This is a genomic window from Candidatus Ozemobacteraceae bacterium (genome assembly GCA_035373905.1).
GTDB lineage: Bacteria > Muiribacteriota > Ozemobacteria > Ozemobacterales > Ozemobacteraceae > MWAR01.
Window position 1 is genome coordinate 24736 of record DAOSOK010000035.1, and the last position, 21092, is coordinate 45827.

Below are 21092 nucleotides of genomic sequence, written 5' to 3' on the forward strand. Positions count from 1 at the left end.
GTGCGTAACACCCTTGCAGCGTGCATTTTCGCGGCGGTCGTCGGGATGGCCGGCCTGCCGGCCCGGGCGCTCGCGATCGAGCCGGAAGACGTCTTCCAGACTGGTCGTCGGGCATTTCTACTCGGCCATTGGAACGAGGCGGTCGACGCGTTTTCGAGGTTTCTCGACCGGTGGCCGGGCCACCCCTCGTGTCCCGAGGCCGTGCTGTTCCGGTTGCTCGGTGAATCCCGTTCCGGGTTCGACCGCGTCAGGCATGACTACGACGAGCGGCGGGTGGCGTCGCTGACCGCGGGCCTGGCGTTCGTCCGGCAGAAACTGCCGGATGCCGATCTCACCGAACTCGAAGTCGAGCTCGACTGCGCGCGGATGCGGCTCGATCCCTCTGCGCGCCTTGCCTCGAGCGTCGCGAACCTTTCTTCCGACCGGCTCGCCCATCTCCTGAAGCGAAACGTCCTTCCCGCCCCCGCCGATGACCCCCGCGGGACTCTCGACTGGATCGGCGAATGGAAAAAGAAGCATGGGGGAACGGCTTCGGGAACGACTCGCGCGACCCTCGAGCTCTGGAAGGCAAAAGCCCTGTGGCAGATCGTCCTGTCGCCGTTTCCGGCTGCGGCCATGGAAGAGCGGCTGAAGCGGGACGGAGATTTTCCGCCTGCCCTGGCCCTGGTTCGTTCGATTCGAGAGGCCTTCAAAAACGGCGATCCCGATACGAAGCGGGAGGCGGCCCTTCTGGGCGTCTGCGCCGCGCGCCTGCCTGCGGTTGCCCGACACGCCAGGACCGAACTCGACGCATGGGAAACGAGCCTCGACGACCGTGGGACGTTCCGGGACGAGGCCTGGTGTCCCCGATGAAGGAGTGGCTCAAGCCCAAATATATCGCGATCGGCGTCGTTCTTCTCGGAGGGCTGGCGCTCATCATACCGAGTTGTACCACCATCGATTTCACCTATATCAAACAGGGGCTCAAACCCCTGACCTTCGAGCCGAAGGTCGAACTCGCCTCCGGGCCGATCGGAAGCGACTACCCGGAGAAATCGCGCGATCTCGTCATGAATGCGAACCGGGCGATATCCTACCTGGCCTCGGCGAAGCGCGACTATTTCAACGGCCGCTACGATGACGCCCTCAGGCGTATCGAACGTGGCAAGTGGTACGACTCGTCCAACTTCGCTCTGTTCAAACTCGCCGGCCAGATCTACTTCGAGCGGTCGCAGTATCGCAAGGCATACGACGAGTGGATGCTGGCGACTCTGTTGCCGAACGACGACCAGTTGATCGTTCGTGACCTGGACGTGCTCAAGCGGCTCATTCGCTACGCTCGCAACGAGATCGACCGGCTTCAGCGACAGATTTTCAGAAATCCCGACGACGCTCTCTCTGCGGCGAAACTTCGCGAGCTCGAAAAACAGGTTGGTGACTGATCGTCTGTCGCTCCGTCAAAAATATCTGTAACGAAACGCCTCCTTCCTGCGTATTCAATTTGACACTCCATGGAAAGGCCCTGTAACATGGAACCAGAGTTCCAGTGGAGGGGAGATCGAATGGGTCAGATCATCGTTGCGGGTCTCGTCAGTCTTTCGGTGCTCGTGTTTCTCGTTGTACTCTCGTTTTTCCCGTTCGGTACCTGGCTCCGCTGTGTTTCTGCCAGCGTGCCCGCGAATCCGATTTCTCTGATCGCGATGGGGCTTCGCAAGGTGCCGAGTGACATGATTGTCGACACGTATATCAAGGGCACGAAGGCTGGCCTGACGCTGTATCTCGATCGTATCGAGGCGCACTTTCTCTCGGGCGGCGACATCAATAACGTCGTCAACGCCCTGATCGCCGCGGGCCGGGCCCAGCTGAATCTGAGTTTTGAGCGCGCCGCCGCCATCGACCTTGCCGGCCGCGACGTGCTGGACGCCGTGCGCATGAGCGTCGAACCCCGGGTCATCTCGACCGGCGACATTTCCGGCATGGCCAAGAACGGCATCGAGGTCATCGCTCGCGCGAAGATCACCGTCCGGGCCAACCTCGAAACGATGGTGGGCGGCGCCGGCGAGGAAACGGTTCTGGCGCGCGTCGCCGAGGGCATCGTCTCGGCCATCGGCTCGGTCGATACCCACACCGACGTTCTCAAAAAGCCCGAAATCATCACTCAGCGTATCATGAACGCCGGCCTCGACGCGGGAACCGCGTTCAGCATCGTGTCATTCGATATCGCCGACATCGACGTCGGCCGCAACATCGGCGCGATGCTCCAGAACGACCAGGCGGAGGCCGACAAAAAGGTTGCACAGGCGAAGGCGGAAGGCCGCCGCGCCCTCGCATTTGCTCAACTCCAGGAGAACAAGGCCATCGAGCAGGAAATGAAGGCGAAACTCGTGGAATCCGAGATGCGTGTTCCCAAAGCTCTTGCCGAGAGTTATAAGAAAGGCAAGCTCCTCGTTCCGCGCAAGGCTCGCAAGAATACCGTTCCCCGCCTCGGCTTGGGTGCGGATCATGGGTGACGAAAAAAACATAAACGCCGTTGTCGCGAACGACGTCCTGTATACGAGATGTCAGAAAATCAACTCCGTTCGTTCGGGATACAACGGACCGGAGGATGATGGTGGCAGTTCGAAGATCTGAGATCGCCCTCCTGGTTTTCGCGGGGGCCCTCATGTTGACGGTGGCTTTCGATTCGGCGCACGCCCTCGGCTCTTTGACAAACGCAGGGTCGGTACTCAGAAAAACCGCATACGCATGTGTGATTCGCTCGTTCGCCGAAGACCGCACCGGAAGACTCTGGGCGGGAACGTTCGGCTCCGGCCTGATCTGCATCGATGGTGCTTCCGGCACGATCGTCGCCTCCGGAACGGACGGACTGCCGGACTCCCGCATCAGCAAGCTCCTCGTCGATGACGATGGCACCCTGCTGGTCGCGACGGCCGGTGGTGGAGCGGTGCGGTACGCTCCCGAGGCCGGCCGGTGCAACCCGCTGGTCGAAGGTTCCGAGCCGGCATCGAAGCATTTTCACGCGTTCGCCCGGTTGTCACCCGGTTCGTGGCTGCTCGGCGCCGTGGGCGAGGGCGTTTTCGTCTTCCGCAACGCGGCCTGGATCAACCTCACGGAAAGCGACGGCCTTCCCAGCGCGTGGGTGAACGATGCGCTGGCCGGGGACGACGGCAGCGCCTGGCTTGCGACGTGGGACGGCATTGCGCACATGACCGCATCGGCTACGATCGATCGGGTCGAACTCCCCGAAGCGGGCTGGTCGGACGGAAACGTGAACGCGATCGCCTCGTTTGCGGGCGCCCTCTGGATCGGCACGGGATCCGGCGGCCTCGTCCGGCGGGACGGCCCGGTGCCCCCCTCCAGGAAGCCACGCTACCGGAAGATCGCCGAGGTTCCCGCGCAGGTGCATGCCCTGACGTCATTCGAAGGCAGACTGTGGATCGCCACCGAGAACGGGTTGTTCTCGATCGGCCCGGAGCCTGAAGCGGCGGCCGTCGCGGGAGGGCTTGCGGAAGCGACGGCCGTCACGGCGCTCGGTGTCTGGAAGTCGAGGCTTGTCGCCGGTACCGATCTTGGCGTGATCTGGATGCGTGATGCAGGTCGAGAGTGGAAAAAAATTTTTGCATATTATGAAAGAAGAACCATCTGTCGGAGGTCTGGTTCGATGATAGGGAACCGAGGATTACTCGCGCTGGGAATGGCGCTCACCATGAGCGTGGCCGTATGGGCGTCGCCGATCGACGAACGTCTGTCGGCGGCGAAAGCGCTGTTCGACCAGGGAAAGTTCAAGGAGTCGGCCGAAGCGTACAAGACGATCCTGATCGAGAATAAAGAGCTGATCAAGACCGACCACGCGCTTGCCGGCGACGTCTGGCAGGGCTTTGGCGAAGCGCTCGAGAAGGGCGGCTGGAAAGCCAGGGCCGACGACGCGTTCAAACGCGCCGCGGACCATCGCGCGCTTGGCGGCGACAAGGCCGCTTCGGCGAAGCCGACCGCCGATGTGCCGGTCGCCGCTCCCGATTCGAAACTGATGGACAAGTACAGCCTCGCCTCGATCAAGTCTGACAAGGCGCAGGAATTGTACCGACGCGGTGCCGCCTACCTCGAGGAGGGGCGGTTTCTGTATGCCATCCAGGAGTTCGTGAAAGCCCTCGAGGTCGAGCCTGCCAACGCCGACCTGATGGATATCGCGGCATCCGCGATGGTCGCCTACGGCGAGCCGTGGTTCGACAAGGCGAAGATGCTCATGGACGAGTACAGGAAGAACCGCGGCGATGCGGCGATGACCCATGACCAGTGGATAAATCTCGGCCGCGCCGCGACTCGCGCGAAAAAGTACGACTTCAAGGTTGCCGAGACGGCCCTGCAGGCGGCCCTGAAACTCAGTGCTCAAAGTTATCCCGCGCACGTGGCGATGGGCGAGCTGCTCCTCCTCCGGGGGGAATACAAGAAGGCCATCGAATGGTTCGAGAAGGCCCGGAAGATCAAAGACGGCGATCTCCGCCTCCTTTGGGGCATCGGCGACGCCTACACCGGTCTTTCCGACCTGCACAAGGCGCTCGACTTCTACGCGACGGCGCTCGAACTGGCGCCGCAGGATCCCGAGGCCGTGTACAAATACGCGGGCGGCCTGAAGAACGTCGGCCGAATCGACGAGGCGATTCTCTACTTCGAGCGTGCGATCGCTCTCGACCCGTCCAAAGCGAAGTATCACCTCGGGCTCGTCGATATCTATCTGCCCCGGACCATGGACTTCTCCGCAAAGAAGCATCTCGACGCCGCTCTCAGTCTCGAGCCCGAGAATCCGTGGTGCCATTACTATAACGGCCTGTTCATGGAAATGCGGCGCCGGATCGACGACGCCGTCATGGAATACAGCCTGGCCGCGCAGATGGGCCCGGACATGCTCGACGTGAAATATCAGCTTGCAAATATATTTGCAGCTGTAGGAAATCGGTTCCCGGGAAACAACTTCTCCTGCGAGAACCCTTCCGATCGACTCGAATACCTCCCGTTCAAGGACGTGAAACAGGCCTACCGACTGTATTCCGAGATCCTGTCGATCAACCCGAAATACAGGCACGCCCAGGAAATTCAGGGCCAGATTGCCGGTATCGAGGAGCTTCTCGATATCGACAAAAAGCTCCAGAAGTCCATCGATTCCGTCGTCAGATAGCGATATAAGAATTTTCACCAAGGAGGAGATATGGAAAAGAAACTTTGGGGGGTCCTCGCAGCTGCATTGATCTGGGGAGGCGCCGCGTTCGCCGTCGATGTCGGCTCCGTGGCGACCGAGTCGCGGTACGACATCAACGACCGGGTGTCGAACGTGACGGGGATCATGTCGATTCCGCAGAACGAGATCCGGCGCATTCCCGACATGATCGACAAGCCCGAGTCGCAGATCGGCATGTGGGTTCCGATGATCGAGCCGGAGCCGGTCGTCCGCGGCTTCGACAACCGGATCAAGGACAACGTCCGGATTTTCCGCAACACCGGCTCCACGAAGGACAAGTATCCCTACCTCGTGAAAGAGAAAGACACGGGAAAGTGGTATGCATACCGGAACGTATACTACAAATGGTCATTCGAAGACGCTGGCGATGACGGCAAATCCGGTGGCGTCAACGGGAAGTCCGGCGGCGAAGTCTGGTCGCCCTTCTACAAGGCGTCCGGCTCCGAGCGCGCGATCGAGTACATGAAGAACATCGTGAACGGCTCGGGCGACACGACCTGGGATCCCAAGGTCTACCCGAACACCCACAAGAAGCCTTTCGACTCCGGTATCTCCGGCGACGCCGACACCCGCGGCTCGACGGTGCTCCAGGAAGTCGGCATGCTCATGACCTACGAGCGCGCGACGGTGAACCCGACCGTGGTCGGCGCCGCCGAGGGCTACTACGGCAATGCCGATATTTCCGTCATCGACCCGTCCTCGATTCCCGAGGCGAAACTCGACGCCGAACCCTCCGGCTGGGAAACGAAGAAAACCGTGAAGTCAAATCCCGACGGCTGGAAACTGAAAAACCTCGACGGGGGCAACGAGTTCACCGCCTTCAACCGCGTTTACGTGGAAGACTACACCCCGCCGACCTTGAAAGGCACCGAGGTGAGGATCTACAGCGGAAACGTCGGCGGCTTCGTCGAGAAAATCTATAACAAGTCGACCAACAAATGGGAACCCTGCAAGGGCATCATGTTCGAGTACGAAGACGACAACCCGAATGCCGCGGCTTCGTCAGACCGCCTCAAGGCCAGTCTCAACTACGAGTGCGGCAACATGGACCTGTACAAGCTCGACAATCCATCCTACAATCGAGACGATCCCACGTCTGAGCCCTACCTGTATTTCGTTTACCTTCCTCCGACCTATCGCATGACCTGGAACGACCACGAGCAGCGCTGGCAGCGGGTCAAGGTTTCCGAAAACCCGGTCAGGCTCGACGAGACGGTCGTGTACGGCCCCTACCTCGGGCCGGCAAAGAAGGCCGAGGAATACTACTATTACAAGAACGTCGATCCGAACTGGAAGAGCCGCTCCGAAGCAGAGGTCGAAGAATACATCAAGGCCCGCTACGCGAATGCCTACGCGACCAAAAACCTCGCTCCCTGGATCCGCGGCCTCGCCTACTTCATCCTTGATGAGCGCAACAGCGGTCTTCTGAAGACCAAGCTCCTGAACGGCTGGATCAACAAGGCGAAGAACACCAAGAACGAAGGCCTCGAAGCCAAGGTTCCCGAACTCGCCATGATGATCGCCGAATACGAAGCCCTGGGTGACAACGGCAAGAAGGCCGCCGCCGACATGCGGGCGTTCGTCGACCACCTCAACGCGTCCGGCATGAGCGACGTGAACCGCTTCTCTTACATCGAGTTCAAGGACGGCGGCCGCTACTGCGTCGGCCCGATCGAGTTCGAGAAGATCGGCGGCATTCACTCTGAGTCGAACGACGGGCAGAAGATGACCGGTTCCTGGTTCGTTCCGGGGCCGCGCATCCTCCTTCCGAAACATTACGCCAACACCTCTCTCGAATGGGACGGCGGCAACGTTGCGAGGATGACGGGCGACCAGATGGATAAAGATGCCCAGAACTTCGTTCTCGGAGCCGACGGGCGCTGGAAGCGCGCCAACTCCGCCGAGGACGCCGGGGTTCCGGATGAACTCCAGGTGGCCGGCACGAACTCCAACTTCATCAAGAAATACGGCGACACCTGGATGCAGAAGGTGCCTGACCTGATGTTCAAGGTCGACATGGCCGACTGCTGCGGCAACACCACCAACCAGGTCGGCTTCCTCAAGGTGAACGACTCGGGCGAAGGCGCCCTGCCGGTCACCGAAGTCGAGATTTCCGACTCCCGCAGCGGGAACGACATCAAGGTCGGCGTGCCTCCGTCCGACGAGCTCGCCAGTGACCGCGAGATCGCCATCCAGGACAGCGGCTCCAAAGTCCAGGTGCCCGGCGGCGAATTCTCGGACAATGACATGGCGACCAAGAAGTGGATGGTCGTCGACAAGAGCGGCAACCCCGTCGACGATCCGCTGAACGCGCAGATGAAGCTCGACGACAAGGTCATCTTCGAAGACACCCGCCTCAACCTCACGGCCCAGGCCTACGACAACATCGACCGTGCGTATCCTGGCCGCGGCATCGCGTATCAGCGCATCCAGATCCGCGAGCTCGACAAGAACGGCAACCCGACCGACAAGTTCGAACCCCTCGAGGACGCCTCGGGCAACAAGAGCGACAAGATCGAGCGCATCGTTCCGAGAGAGCGCTTCGTGCGAAACGACAAGACCGAGCCGGTGCTGAAGTTCTATCACATCTTCAGAAACCCCGGCCAGTATCGCGTCGAATATCTCGCCGAAGACTTCGAGGCCAACAAGCAGAATCTGTCCTTCAACGTCACGGTGAAGGACATGAGCTTCCAGGATCGCACGATCCGCGACGAATCCCAGAGAACGAACACGCAGGGCCAGTGACGGCCGCATGAACACCCGGGGCGCCCAAAGCCCCGCGCGTGACGGGAAACCCCGGGGGAGCGCTTGATTCCCCCGGGGTTTTGTTTTATCGTGATGTCGGCCGGTCCTGCGCGGCCGCACCCGCAGAACCTCCCGGCCGCATGCCTGCATGGGAGAGAATATATGATGAAAATTATATATGGCGCTCTGCGCCGCGTAGGAACCGCGCTGGCCGTCTCGGCCTTTCTTGCCGGTTGTTCCGGCGTCGCCTGGGCGGCGTTTCCCGCCGGTGTCACCCTGGAGCGGATCTATACCCCGGCCGACGGGTTGAGCCATGCGTCGGTGCTGGCCGTCTCCGTCGCGACGGACAACGTGTTCATCGGAACCGAGCGGAACCTGAGCGTGCTGAAGAAGGACGGCTCGTTCACCGTCTGGGGGCCCGCCAACTCACCGCTCAAGCTCCAGCGCGTTCCGGCCGTCATCGTGCGCGGCAACGGCGAGGTCTGGGCCGCCTGCCGTTCCCCCGTCGCGGGCGGCGGGACCTACAAGTGGGACGGCCTCCAGTGGTCGGTGTTCGAGGAGATCAAGGACGACATGCAGTCGAACTACGTGAGCTGCTTCGCCGTCGATGAGAAAGGCACCGTCTGGATCGGCACCGACGACCAGGGCGCGAACTACTACGTCTGGGAATCGAACCCCTACCGCAAGTTCGGCTACCTGGCGTCGAAGAAGGGCCTGCTCGACAACCGTATCACCTGCATGAGCACGAGGCCGGGCGAGGTCTGGATCGGGACCATGACCGGCGTCAGCGTCTACAGGGGCCGCGACGGCGAGAAATACCTGTTCACGAACTACACCCGGGTCGACGGCCTTCCCGCCGAGCATGTCACCGCCGTCTCCGCCTCTCCCGATCGCGTGCTCGCCGGCACGACGAAGGGCCTGGCCGTCTTCGAAGGCGGTTCGTGGAAGCTCCTCGACGCGTCCGCCGGCCTGGCCGACTCGTGGGTGACCGCCGTCCTGATCGACGGCGCCGACGCCTGGGTCGGCACGAAGAAAGGCCTCCAGCTGCTCCGCGGCGGCCGGTTCGAGCCCCCCGTCGATTACCGGGACGGCCTTCCTTCGGCGCACGTCCAGTGCCTGGCGACCGCACGGGGCGTCGACGGCGTCGCCCGCCTGTATGTGGGAACCGATCGCGGCCTGGTGGTGCTGAAACGACAGTGACGCCGGACGAATGAAAAAACAGATAGCGTATATAATTATAAGTATTATATGGGCCGCGGCCGTCGGCGCCGTGCTGGCACAGGACGCCGCCCGGGAAGTCCGGGCCATGGCATCCTTCGAGGGGCGGCTCTGGGGAGCTCCCCGGTATGGGACGGGGCTCGTCCGGTTCGAAGACGGCGGCTGGAAGCCCGTGACGGATGCGTCCGCCGGCCTTCCCGACCCGGCCGTGACGTCGCTCGCGGCCGCGCACGGCCGCCTCTACGCCGGGACGGCACGGGGGCTGGCTGTCCGGACCGGGGCCTCCTGGTCGCCGGTTTCCCTCCCGGTGTCCGGGACGATCGGCGTGACGGCCCTTTCCGTCGATGGCGAGGCGCTCATGGTCGCCACGCCGGCGGGCCTGTTCCGGCTCGATACGGCAGGCGGGCAGGTGCGGCTGTATCTCGGAACGGACCGCAACGCCGCTGCCGAGAACGTGTCGGGCGTGTCCGTCAGCAACGTCCGGGTGTTCCCTCTGCCGGAAGGCGCTCAGACGGCTCCGGTGCGCGTTGCCGATGCTTCTGAGAAGACGGCTGGAGCGGGAGCGGCTGCCTCGCAGAAAGAACCTGCCTGGTGGACGAAAGTGAAAAAGCCTGCCCGGCCACAGCCAACGTATTTCAAGGATATCCTGCCCGTGATGGTGAAAGAATGCCTTCCCTGCCATACCGACGGGGCCGGAAAATACTTCCCCCTGAACGATCCGCAGACCGTCATCCGGTATTTCAAACAGGGCGGCCTCGCCAGGTTCGAGCAGTTTCTCGAAGAGGGTGGCGGCATGGCCGGCAAGGTCGCGCCCCAGACCGCGAAACTGATCCACGTCTGGGTGGTCGACGGCTGCCGGGAGTGAGACCGGAGAGCCGCCGGCGGAACGTCAGCCTGGCGCCTGGAAGAGGATATACATGTATCCGAGGTAGGATGCGAGGAGGAGAAGTCCTTCCGCACGGACGATGCGATACCCGGTCCACATAATCGGCAGACACCCGAGGGTGACCACGACCATCAGCGGAATGTCGATTCCCAGCATGTGGTCCGAGACGGTGAGCGGGAGCAGAGACCCCGCCACGCCCAGAATGCCGAGAATGTTGAACATGTTGCTGCCGACGACGTTGCCGACCGCGATTTCCGATTGGCCTTTCCTCGCGGCGACGACCGACGTGGCGAGCTCGGGAAGCGACGTGCCGGCCGCGATCAGCGTCAGGCCGATGATTTCGTCCGAAACCCCGATCGACTTCGCGATGGCGACCGAGCCGAACAGCAGCAGTTTCGAGCCGCCCACCAGGCCGACGAGGCCGACGGCGATCTTGCCGAGATCTTTGCCGAGGGTGGTTGGTTCGGTGGCCTTCGCTTCGTCCGGAACGTCCGGCGTCGCTTCCTTTTTCCCGAGATAATAGCTGACGGCGGTATACAGAACCAGGAGACCAAGCAGGATCATGCACTCGGGCCGCGAAAACTGCCTGTCTGATGCGAACCACCAGCAGATCAGGGAAACGAGGATCATGATCGGGGTGTCGCGCTTGACGACGGCCCGGTTGCAGGCGATGGGATGGATCAGCGCCGCGATGCCCAGAATGGCGGCCGCGTTGAAGATGTTGCTTCCGACCACGTTGCCGACTGAAATGCCGGGATTGTTCTCGATGCTGGCCTGGACGCTGACGACGAGCTCGGGCGTCGATGTGCCCGCCGCGACAATAGTCAGCCCTATAAAAAGAGGGGAGACGCCCATCTTGTGGGCGAGGGCCACGGCGCCCGCGACGAGCCAGTCCGCGGCGATGGTGAGCAGTACGAGTCCGATGAGAACGGCGACGATGTTCGTAATCATGGGCAAGATGATACCTGCACTCCAATCGCCGTTCAAGCGACGGGAAAATTTCATTCGGATCACCGCTGAAACCTGATATCATGCCCCAGAGACCGAATACGCCGAGGAGGATTCCCATGATGAGATGGAAATGGTGTCTGGCGGTTCTGATCGGCGCCGTGCTGATGACGGCGACCGCGTTCGCGTCGAACGACGTGCGCAAGGATGGCAGCCTGTGGGCGGCGATCGAGGACGATGGCACGATCCGGATCGAGGGCAGTATCGCCGGTTCCTTCGAGAGCGACGGAACGGTGCGGAAAAACGGAAGCATCGTCGGCTCGATCGAGGCCGACGGCACGATCCGCATGAACGGTTCCCTGTTCGGCAGTGTCGAGAAGGACGGGACGCTTCGTAAGGGCGGTTCGTTGTACGGCAGCATCGAAGACAACGGGACGATCCGGAAAAACGGCTCGATCTGGGGCTCCGCCGAACAGGCCGACACGTTCGACCGGAAACGGGCTGTCGCGGCGCTGCTGTTCTTCTTCTGCGACGAGTTCTGAGCGGAAGCGTTTCCTGCGCGATACCTCTCCCGGAAAGATCCGGGAGGGGCTGGGGATGAAAGAACCCCGCGGCAACCCCGTGGGGAAAAACTTGAAGAGGAGCTTGCCATGCGCTTTTCCAACCTGTTTCTGAAAATCCTGGCGCTGACGGTGTTCTGTCTCGCCTCCGGAGCCCTGCTTGCCGTGCCTCCGTCCGAGAGCGCGAAGAAAGAGCTCCTGGATGCGGTCGCGAAACTCGAGAAGGACACGGCCGAGCCTCTCGCCCGGTACGAGTCGCTCAAGGCTGAAGGCAAGCTCGAGGAGATCGGCAACGAGCGAAACTGCGTCGAAATCGGAAGCCGGCTGCGCCGGCCGATGCTCGACGTTATCGAGGCCTATGACGCGGCGATCAACGGCGGCGGCGGGTATGATCCCTGGCCCGCTTCCGATCCCGATATCGCGAAGGCCCGCCAGGCCATCGACGCGATGCGCGCGAAACTCGAGGCAGCGGGGATGTTCACCATGCGGATGCCGGGAGAGCCGGCGACCACCCTCCAGGACCGTCTCGACAACATCTACGACGATGCCTGGAACGCAGCCCTGGATGCGAAGCACGGGAAGATCGACGACGCCCGCGCGACGTTCAAACAGCTCGATAGCCGCGTCGAAGGCGCGAAGGCCGAGGCGGGGAGTTCCGATCACCCCGGCATCAAGCGGTTCCTGACGGCATACGCGAAGCACAAGGCCGATGCCGAGACGTTTTTCGCGAAGAGCGATACTGAACGCGGCGGGGTCGACAAGGAAATCGCCGATCTGACCGCGACCTACGAGAAGGTCCAGAAGTGGTTCCAGGAGATCGAGACCCGCTCGGGCGGCGGAGGCACGGAAGAAAGCATCATGGCGTCGCTCAGCGAACTGGCCACGATGTCCGAGGCCTTCGAGACGAACGATCTGCCTGCGGTGACGAAGCAGATGGAGGCGTTCGCCGCGAAATACGGCAAGACGGACTCCGAGATCGACCAGAAAGTCACCGAGCTCCAGGGCAGGAACGATTACAACCCTTCGCCGGGCAGAGCCTATGCCCAGCTCGGGGAATACATCGCGAAGGCCCGGGAGATCAAGGTCGAGCGTGCTGCCTACCTGCTGCAGGACGTCAAGCAGACGATCGACATGCTGAGCAGCTTCGCCGAGGACATCCAGGTCAAGCGCATGCTGGTCTGCAAGACCAAGCTCGAACTTGCCGCCCGGCTCGACCCCGCAAACGCTCAGATCAAGGAGCGGCTGGCGGGTGTCGATGGCGAGATCGCTTCCCGCAGTGCGTTCATCGAGAAGGAGATCGACGCCCGGCAGTGGGAAGGCCATGCCGCGTCCTTCCAGGGCCCGGGCAATGCGGATGCCCTTGCCGCCGAGGCCGCGAAATACCTGAAGCTTGAAGGCTGGGAAAACAATCCTCCGAGAGAACTGCTCGCGGTGCGCATCGCCGGCCCCTGGCGGAACGGCGACAAGAACCTGCTCGGCGAGTACATCAACTATCAGCTCCCGTGCGAGGCGGCGTTCCGCCTCACCTCCGACAAGGCGGCCGGCAAGGACCTGGCCCGCGTCTACTTCATCTCCTTCTATACGCAGGACAAGGTCTACAACCCGCCGTTCGCGAAAACCGGCATCGGCGACAACTACTACCTGCGCGCCTCCAAGGTGAGCGGCGGCGGGGCAGGCGCGGGTGCCGGTGCGGGCCCGTCGGGCGGGTGGGGCCTGTTCTCGACGCTGTTCTGGCTGGCCCTCGCCCTCGTGAACCTCGCGGCCGGCCTGCTTGCCGCCGAGTCCTTCCTGGCCGGCAAACTGCCCCCGGCGGCCGGTCTCGTGAAAGCTCTCGCCCCCCTGAAGGGCACGATCGGTCTCGCCGCCATCGCGATCGGCGGCCTGGCCTTCCTGCGCGCGCTGGTCCTCTACTTCAGCCCGCTTGCCGACCTCCTGCCCCAGGCCGCGGCCATCCTCGCCGGCCTGCTGCTGGCGCGCGGGAAGATGGTCGAGACTGCCGCGATCCTTACACAAAAAGCCGCCGAAGCCGCCGCCGCCCAGGCCGCCGCAGCGCCCACGGCCGAAGGCGCACCCGCTCCTGCCAACGGAACCCCGGCCAAGCCGCCCGTCACCTTCGACGTCGCCGCCGCCAAGCTGACCGCCCTCGAACCCCTGTCGGTGCCGATCGGCCTTGCCTGCCTCGCCCTCGGCGTCCTCCACCTGGTGCTCGGCGGTTTCCCGCTGATCTGATCCCCGGTCTCAAGGCCGGCCGACCCGCCTGGGTTCGGCCGGCCTTTTGATTTCAAGCCGAGACGGGGCGTCAGGGGCGATTCAGATTCTTCGATGGCTGAGCGAATTCCGGGAGCGTGATACTGGATTCCGGGCCAACGCGGGAATCCGGCACCCTGTCTTTGCGGGGACTTGAATATCTGATTCTATAATATTGCGCGGGGCGGGTTTCTGACCTGCCCCGCGCACGTTGGAAAGGGGCGGTTGCATCGACGAGATGAGAACGACGCCGTCGGCTGAAAAAAATCCGGGAATAATTCGGGACATCCGGTGTTAGGATTTTCGGAACTTCAAAACGAGGAAGACCGAGCATCGTGCATCTCCAGGAACGATTCCGGAACGAAGTGAAGGCATACCAGGGGCTCGTCTACACGGTTGCCTTCGGCATCCTGCTCGACGTCCAGGAAGCCCTGGATGTCGTCCAGGAAACCTTCGTCAAAGCCTTCGAGGAACCCGGTTTTCTCGACGACGGCTTCCATCGGAAAGCCTGGCTGGCCCGCGTGGCGCGAAACCTGGCTCTCAATTCGCGACGAAGCCTCATCCGGAGGTTGAAATCGCTGATGCGGTATGCCGGCCTTTCGTGGGCGGCCGAAACCGTGAACGTCGAGGAGGAGATCATCCGCGCCGAAACCCGGCGGGAACTTGTGGGCGTGCTCGAAGCCCTCGACGAGGATGAACGCGAGATCATCAGCCTTCGATACGCGGCGGAACTTTCGTATGAGGAGATCGCCGCCGAACTGGGCATCAGGATCGGGACGGTCATGTCGCGGCTGTCCCGGGCCAAACGAAAAATCGGCATGGCACTCGAAGAAGGGGAAACATCGTGAACGAACAGAACCTGCGAAACACCTTCCAAAACGCCCGTGAAGAGGCTGCGGCCTCCGATTCCCTCACGAATGCCGTGATGACGCGTGTGGCCCTTCGCCGGTCGCCGGCCCCGAAGCCCCTCCTGCTCGCCATCGGTCGCAATTTCCTGCTGGCCCTGGCGGTGTTCCTCGCCTGCGCGGCAATCGGAGCCGTTCTGACGGAGCTTGCGCGTGAGGTCGGGGCGGCCATGCGGCCCGACTTCCCCCCCGAATCGTTGGTCGTGCGAATGAGGGCTGCCGATCTCCTTGCAGATCAGGAAGGTGCGGTTGTCTTCAGCGGTCTGCAGACCGTTTCTTTTCTGGAAATCCTGGCGCGCGCCGTTCTGCCCCTCTCGTTTTACCTTCTCGCCGCATGCTTCCTGCTGTCGACGGTTGGAATCAGCGTGCCGGCAATCGATCGACATGAGCAAAGGAGCGCCGTATGAATACGCTGTGGAGCCGCTTTCTGCAGGTTTCCCCCTGGATTCGCATGCTTCTGGCCGTTCTGGTTGTTCTTGGCCTCTCTCTCTGCATCGCCGGTGTCGGCCTCTACAATCTCAATCGGGTTTTCGAGAGTGAAAACATCTTCGAAAGCGAGCCGCCTGACGGGGTTCCCTTTCTCACGATGGGGCAGATGAAGCCATCGCCGGAGATCGAGGCCTTCATGGCCTCCGCGCGTCGGCTCAACGAGCTCTATGAACAGTCCTACTACCGCATTCTTCATGGGCCAGCCTCCCTCACGCCGGAGATCAGGGCTTCGATGCTGGAAGCGGTTTCGGGCATGGCAGGAACCAGCTGGATGGCGATCATGGACCAGGCCTTCAGGAGTTCTCATCAGGGCGATCGGTTCAACCTGGGCATGGCGCGTTCGCGCATGCGCTGCCTGGCGTCATTCTCGGTGACGCTCAAGGAAGATGATCCGCGGGCCGATCTTTCCCCGATTCTTCAGGCCTCCATCCGTGATGTGATCCTTGCTGAGCGGCTTGTTCCGAACCTGATGGGGAAAATGGTCAGCCTTGCCCTGAGCGGCCGGATGGTGATGGTGGTGCACCGGCTGATCCGTTCGGGATTGGTGCAACCCTCTGAAGCAGCTTCCCTTCGCAGCATCTTTGCGGATTATCAGCGTATGCGGATCTCCCTGAACGAGGCGCTGGCGTTCGAGATGGAGTTCATCGAGAACGCTTCTACGCGCCTCTATGCCAGGGCCCCCCTCGGATGCTGGCTGCTGGAACGCATCTTCGGTGACCCGGTGAGCGAATTCCGGAAGATGATGACCGGCTTCGACGTTCTGGATACAACCAGGTTCCAGGCGGCTGTGAGTGGAATCCGTCACCCTCTGGCGCAAATCATGATCCCCAATCTCGAGAGATCTCGGGAGATATATCTCCAGAAGATGGCACGAGAAGAAATCCTCATGCAGGAACTTCGCGACATCGAAAACGCCTCTGCAGTGAAATGTATCGATCCATATACGAAGAACCCGCTGCTGACGAGAACGATCGACGGCCGGACTCTCTACTACGCCGCAGGCCCGAACGGCCGCGACGACGAAATGTCCGGCGACGACGTCTTCCTGCATTGAACTGTCTTATTCCGCATGCAATAAAAAAAACCGCCGTTCAGGCGGTTTTCAACACACGCAGATAGAGTATAATATAATAACTGTTATAGAAACACTCTTCGTGATATCGTATGTTCAGTGGTAGCTAGACATTGCGTCCGGAAAGCTTTCATGTGCTCTTTCACCGCAGAAGCGGTTGTTCAGCCTGAGTTCTGTTCTGAATCCAGATTCAGAACCCCCGATAGCTTCAGATCTTCCAGGATCTGCCGAAGATCGGATTCGAGGGCGGAACCGGAGTCCTGCCCGGTTTCGACGGAAAGGCTCACCGTCAGCTTGAGATTGGAACCACTGCGAAGTTTGGGGAGAAGCTTCGTCCCCACGCGATTCCACGAGTCGGCTGGAATCTCACCACGGAGCCTGATCGTTCGTGCCCCGGAGGATTTCTTCGCAATGTCTTCTTCAGCAGGCGTTTCACCAGATGGAGGAGCGTTCCCGGTGTCAGGTTGCGCACCCTGTGCGGTCGGTGGAAAAACGGGCGGTTGAATGGGCGGGGCTTCCACGACGACGCTGGTTTTGAGCGAACTCGCCCGACTTTTCGTCAGAAGGAATACGCCCTGTTCGAAGGAAACCTCCGCAGGTGAAACGTGCTCCTTGAACCAGAGCCTCTCGAACGTGCCGTCCGCCTTCTGCCCGGAAGCCAGACCGAAATCCCCATGTTCGACGGCCTCGACGATCCTGTTGGTCAAGATCGTGTCCGGGTCGAGAAGCCGCGTGAGCGAGCCGTTCAGAAAGCACTGCCGCAACCCGGCAAGAGGCCAGATGCCCTCGGACTTCAACGCAGGGGGCCAGCTTCGGTCGAGATACCCCGTCCCGACGGATTCGTTGAGCAGAGCCTGTGATTTCAACGCAGAGATGATTCTTCCGCCAAGTGTTTCATGACTCGAGGAATGGCCGGCCCCGAGGTCGATGATCTTCAGCCCGTCCGGTTCTTTGGTATCAAGGAGTGCGACGTACCGATAGGAAGCCCAGACTTCATCTTCGGCTGCATCCCTGGCCATCTCCCGGCGCATCCTGGCTTCTTCCTGGTCCTCGGCGGAAAACTCCTTCTTTTTCATGCCGCGATAGATGTCGTCGGCAACCTTCTGCCAGGCAAGATGCGACTCGACCTTGTCACGCAGGTCTTTTCCAGGTTTGCGCAGGCACCAGACCAAGGCTCCGGGGTATAACCTCGGGGCCTTGCCCCGATTCCTCGTCCATTCCGAAATACTCTTCCGGAAAGAGCCGGTGCCGGTCCATTCGCTGACAGGGTCCGCAACCACGAGCGTCAGCCTTGGAGAATCGGGGATGGCTGTGCCGTCGGTCGGGAAGAACAACAGCGGGGCCTGGGGGTTTTCCTCGAAAGCCCGCTTCACAAACTCCCTGGCGGCCGGAAGGATTTCCTGCTCTTCATCGAGGCTCGCTTTCTTGTCATTCACGACTTTTTTCAGGGTCGCGTGATGGCTGATCATGAAAGCATCCGACCCCGACCGGCGCAAAAAATAGGATTTGTCCTCGAGCGCGGCGGCCGCGTTGTCGATCGTCGTCGTGTCCAGGCCCGGCTCGCCCAAGGCGACCCGAAGATCCGGTATCCGGGCGAGTTTGTTCGTCTGGCCGCCCGAAGACTCGAAGAAGATGGCTGAGCCGACCCGACGATGAATCCCCTTGAGCGGCCCCTTGGTGTCCGCGTCAAGAACCCGGGCATGGCTTTGCCGTCCGGAAATATCCGCATCGAGTGCCGCGATCAGACGACTTTCCCCGAGTTGCCCGAGAACCACCCCGCGGAAATCCGGGTTGTCGAGAGGGGCCGAGCCGAGGGTGATCAACGGCTCTTTCCTGGCCTCCTGAAAATCGGTGCGATAGGCCCACGAAACCCACTGCGCCAGCATCGCCAGGGTGCCGCGCGTCTGCTGGAATTGGCTCAGAGCCTGCCATTTCCGCTGAAAAACCGACAACGTCGACGGATGAAACGGATAACACGCTTCGAAGCGCTGTTTCAGGTATTCCCGGGCCTTGGCTTCGGTGGTGCCTGAATCCACGGTGGTCCATTCCGAGGGAAGTTGCGCTCGACGTTCGAAAACCCAGTCGGCATACGCCCTGGCCGTCGCACTGCGCTGTTTGTCGTTGCCCCGGTCCTCGAACAGGCGCCGGCATATGACCTCGCTGATCTCTGCCTCGTCGTTCGCGATCAGATCTTTGGAAACGCGCCGAACAACCTTCGTGATCTTCTCCTGCCATTCGAGGTCGTACTCCGTCATTTCGACCTGGCTTCGCGGAAGACTGATGACCGCCGCGCCGTGAGTCGTCCCGGTCATTGCCACCGTCAGGTTCTGGATGAAGGCGTGGAAAGACTCTGCCATGTCCCGATGCCGGTTGAGAAAATTCAACACCTCGTCGAACAGCACGAGAACAGGCCCGCCCGCCGCCGCGAAAACCCTCGACAGCGCTTCGGTTCCCGGCGGCTTCTGCAGGGCGCTCTTCCCCAGCTCCTGAACGCCCTTGTCGCCGGCGAGTTGCCGGGCGATATCGATCCACGGCGTTTCGTGACCGTCGCGGGGGTCCCAGGCGTTCCCGACGAAGACGGCTGTTTTCGCGCTTGGAACTGAGCCCAGGCTTGCATAGGCCAGCATATCCCGAACCCCGGTCAGCTCGTTGGCTTTCGCCCCCAGGGATGCAAGATGGAACAGGGTGGCGAGGGTGTGGGTCTTTCCGCCGCCGAACTGCGTGATCAGGGTCACGACGGGCGCGGTGTTGACCGTGCTTCCCGCGAGGCGACGCAGGATCATCCCGGTATGGTCGCGCAGGGCTCTGGTGAAGCAGGTGCGCGAGAAGAAGGCCGTCGGATCACGGTAGTCTTCGGGCGCTTTCCCGGTGACGACCTGTTCGAGATGGATGGCGAACTCGTCCGGGTTGAACGATCGGCCCTCCCGGACTTCTTTTCTGGGGACGGTTACCTTGTACCAGGGTTCGAGATTCATGACATGCTCTCCCATTGTTTCAGCGGCCATTCAGGTGATGTGACTCCGAAGGACCGGAGGAGTTTTCCCACGGCGGAAGTCAGCCTTCGGAATGAACGACAGGTGCGCCAGGCCTGGCCCAGATCGAACCTGGCCGAGAATTTCGGCTGGTCGACCCTCTCGGAATAGGCCCGCCCAGGCGGCAAGAGGCTTTCGATATACCCTTTTTTCCCCTTTCCCATTTCGGGTTGCGGGGGCGGCTCGAGATCTGCCGGAAGATCGCGGTACCCGCTGAGCGAGGAAATGCCGCCGACGAACCAGGCCTCGAACTCAGGGTTGGGAATGACGATCTCGCAACGATGGGCCAGCCCGAGGGAACTCACCAGTTCGTTCAATCGGGTGACGAGACTCCTGGGGCAATCGCCGTCACTGTCGAAAAGAACGAGAATGCCTCGGCAGTCACCCCGGCGGGCGGCAAGTGAAAGAACGCTTCGCAAGCCTGTCTCCGAACACAGTGCGCTTCTCTTCTGACGCATGGGCTTCAGGATGTCGACGCCCCGGACGCCGGCCTCATCGAGAATCCGCCGCAACAGAATCGGCACGGCCTCGATCTCGCCGTGCCCTTCGACGATCGGCTGAATGGCGGGAGTCATTTGTCGGAACTCCTTTTGGAAGCCTCTTTGCCGGCCGCTGAAGATTCCTCCGGAAGAAGAGCCCCCGCTCGCAACAGTTCTCCCGCCCCCATGATGTGATCGCGTATGGCGGACCGCGCCGCTGCGTCAACGGGGAGAATCGCGGACGCCCCGCGTTCCCAGACCCCGACGCGAAGATGCTCATCCGCGATCCACTTGGCATCGAGGAGTTCCGGACTGTGTGTCGTGACGATGACCTGCATCGACACGGCCGCCTGCCGGATCATGTCGAGGATCGCCGGCAGGGCGCCCGGATGGATCGTGGCTTCGGGCTCCTCGATGACCATCACCGTCGGGGTGGGTTTCTGGAAGACCGCCATCAACAGCCCGAGAGCCCGCAGGGTGCCGTCGGACATCGTGGACGATTCGAACTGGAGCCGCTTTCCCGGCGCCCATTCCTGGGTGAATTCCATCGTCAACTTGTTGCTGTGCTTCTTGGGGCGGACAGATAATGTATCTGGAACGATAGCGGCCAGGAACTCCTGCACGCGTTCGAAGGCCTGCCGGTCCGTGCGGCTCAACTCCTGGAGAACGCTTGCCGCGTTGCTGCCGTCCCGTTTCAACCCCATGCCGCTGTCGGGATCTTGCATGTCCCGAAGACGGGCCGGTTCGATGGAATACACGCGCATGCCGCTCAGGGTCCGCAGAAGGGGGGCAAAACGCGCGTCGCCGCCGACAACCGGAAGGCACAACGCGGCCGGCTCGAGAGCCGGATTGATTCCCTCGGCCTTGGTTTTGAACCCATGCCGGCTGGATCGATCGAAGGAACTGAGCGTGCCGTCATTCAGCTCCACTTCGGCCGTTTCACGGATGATCTCGAACCCATAGTTGGGAAGCGCCTTGATTTCGAGGGAGTATCGACCCCGCTTCGCTTCTCCGTTCATCGGGCCCAGCTCGAGGGTGAGGCCGAGGTTCGGCGAATAGCCGCTCCCGGTGCTTCGGTTGCGCACCGCACCGATGCCGCCTCGGCTGTCGAAAACCGCCTGCAGAGGGGATTTCATGGCATCGGCGACGAACGCGAAGATATCGGCGAAGTTGCTCTTGCCCGAGCCATTGCGACCGACGATGAACAGCGGATTGCCGAACGTGACTTCGGCTGCCGGATAACTGCGGAAGCGTTTGATGAAGAGCTTCTGAATGACCGGCATACGGATACGGGACATC

At 61.7% G+C, this 21092-nt stretch carries 16 protein-coding genes; 12 read left to right on the plus strand and 4 right to left on the minus strand.

Annotated elements, in window-relative coordinates:
- From PLU72_15875 to PLU72_15905, 7 genes are all read left to right on the plus strand, one after another.
- Entirely contained in the window at positions 1-852 is an 852-nt protein-coding gene (locus tag PLU72_15875; GenBank protein ID HOT29654.1) for a hypothetical protein, read from the plus strand.
- On the plus strand, positions 840-1421 hold the full coding sequence (locus PLU72_15880) for a hypothetical protein (protein ID HOT29655.1): 582 nt from the start codon (positions 840-842) through the stop codon (positions 1419-1421). The genes PLU72_15875 and PLU72_15880 overlap by 13 nt, the downstream gene beginning before the upstream one ends.
- A 120-nt stretch (positions 1422-1541) precedes the next feature.
- Positions 1542-2489 (plus strand): flotillin-like protein FloA, encoded by a 948-nt coding sequence (gene floA / locus PLU72_15885; GenBank protein HOT29656.1) that lies wholly within the window; start codon positions 1542-1544, stop codon positions 2487-2489.
- 239 nt (positions 2490-2728) lie between these two features.
- Positions 2729-5152: a tetratricopeptide repeat protein gene (locus PLU72_15890; GenBank protein ID HOT29657.1), complete on the plus strand. Its 2424-nt coding sequence runs from the start codon at positions 2729-2731 to the stop codon at positions 5150-5152.
- 30 nt (positions 5153-5182) lie between these two features.
- Complete coding sequence (locus tag PLU72_15895) at positions 5183-7957, plus strand: hypothetical protein (protein HOT29658.1); 2775 nt, start codon at positions 5183-5185, stop codon at positions 7955-7957.
- A gap of 162 nt (positions 7958-8119) precedes the next feature.
- Positions 8120-9157 (plus strand): two-component regulator propeller domain-containing protein, encoded by a 1038-nt coding sequence (locus tag PLU72_15900; GenBank protein ID HOT29659.1) that lies wholly within the window; start codon positions 8120-8122, stop codon positions 9155-9157.
- Between the two features lie 10 nt (positions 9158-9167).
- Positions 9168-10040 carry a hypothetical protein gene (locus PLU72_15905; GenBank protein HOT29660.1) on the plus strand — a complete coding sequence of 291 codons (873 nt, stop codon included), beginning with the start codon at positions 9168-9170 and terminating at the stop codon, positions 10038-10040.
- 24 nt (positions 10041-10064) lie between these two features.
- On the opposite strand, the gene PLU72_15910 is transcribed toward PLU72_15905, so the two are convergent.
- Positions 10065-11012, minus strand: a complete 948-nt coding sequence (locus PLU72_15910) for a calcium/sodium antiporter (GenBank protein HOT29661.1) — start codon at positions 11010-11012, stop codon at positions 10065-10067.
- A gap of 116 nt (positions 11013-11128) precedes the next feature.
- Between PLU72_15910 and PLU72_15915 the strand changes: the two genes are divergently transcribed.
- The 5 genes from PLU72_15915 (at position 11129) to PLU72_15935 (ending at position 16264) form a co-directional block, all read left to right on the plus strand.
- On the plus strand, positions 11129-11551 hold the full coding sequence (locus PLU72_15915; protein HOT29662.1) for a polymer-forming cytoskeletal protein: 423 nt from the start codon (positions 11129-11131) through the stop codon (positions 11549-11551).
- Positions 11552-11659: 108 nt separating this feature from the next.
- The gene (locus PLU72_15920; protein ID HOT29663.1) at positions 11660-13798 is read left to right on the plus strand and encodes a hypothetical protein; all 2139 of its coding nucleotides are present in this window, start codon (positions 11660-11662) and stop codon (positions 13796-13798) included.
- Between the two features lie 353 nt (positions 13799-14151).
- Positions 14152-14664 carry an RNA polymerase sigma factor gene (locus PLU72_15925; GenBank protein ID HOT29664.1) on the plus strand — a complete coding sequence of 171 codons (513 nt, stop codon included), beginning with the start codon at positions 14152-14154 and terminating at the stop codon, positions 14662-14664.
- A complete protein-coding gene (locus PLU72_15930) occupies positions 14661-15128 on the plus strand; it encodes a hypothetical protein (GenBank protein HOT29665.1) in 468 nt (155 codons plus the stop codon). Before PLU72_15925 ends, PLU72_15930 begins: the two co-directional genes overlap by 4 nt.
- Positions 15125-16264, plus strand: a complete 1140-nt coding sequence (locus PLU72_15935) for a hypothetical protein (protein ID HOT29666.1) — start codon at positions 15125-15127, stop codon at positions 16262-16264. Before PLU72_15930 ends, PLU72_15935 begins: the two co-directional genes overlap by 4 nt.
- 179 nt (positions 16265-16443) lie before the next feature.
- Here the strand turns inward: PLU72_15935 and PLU72_15940 are convergent, their stop codons facing one another.
- From PLU72_15940 to PLU72_15950, 3 genes are read right to left on the minus strand one after another with little or no spacing between them, the layout of a single operon-like run.
- Positions 16444-19257 (minus strand): DUF499 domain-containing protein, encoded by a 2814-nt coding sequence (locus PLU72_15940; GenBank protein ID HOT29667.1) that lies wholly within the window; start codon positions 19255-19257, stop codon positions 16444-16446.
- Complete coding sequence (locus tag PLU72_15945) at positions 19254-19889, minus strand: DUF4276 family protein (protein HOT29668.1); 636 nt, start codon at positions 19887-19889, stop codon at positions 19254-19256. Before PLU72_15945 ends, PLU72_15940 begins: the two co-directional genes overlap by 4 nt.
- Positions 19886-21091 (minus strand): AAA family ATPase, encoded by a 1206-nt coding sequence (locus PLU72_15950; GenBank protein ID HOT29669.1) that lies wholly within the window; start codon positions 21089-21091, stop codon positions 19886-19888. Before PLU72_15950 ends, PLU72_15945 begins: the two co-directional genes overlap by 4 nt.
- Position 21092: the final 1 nt, after the last annotated feature.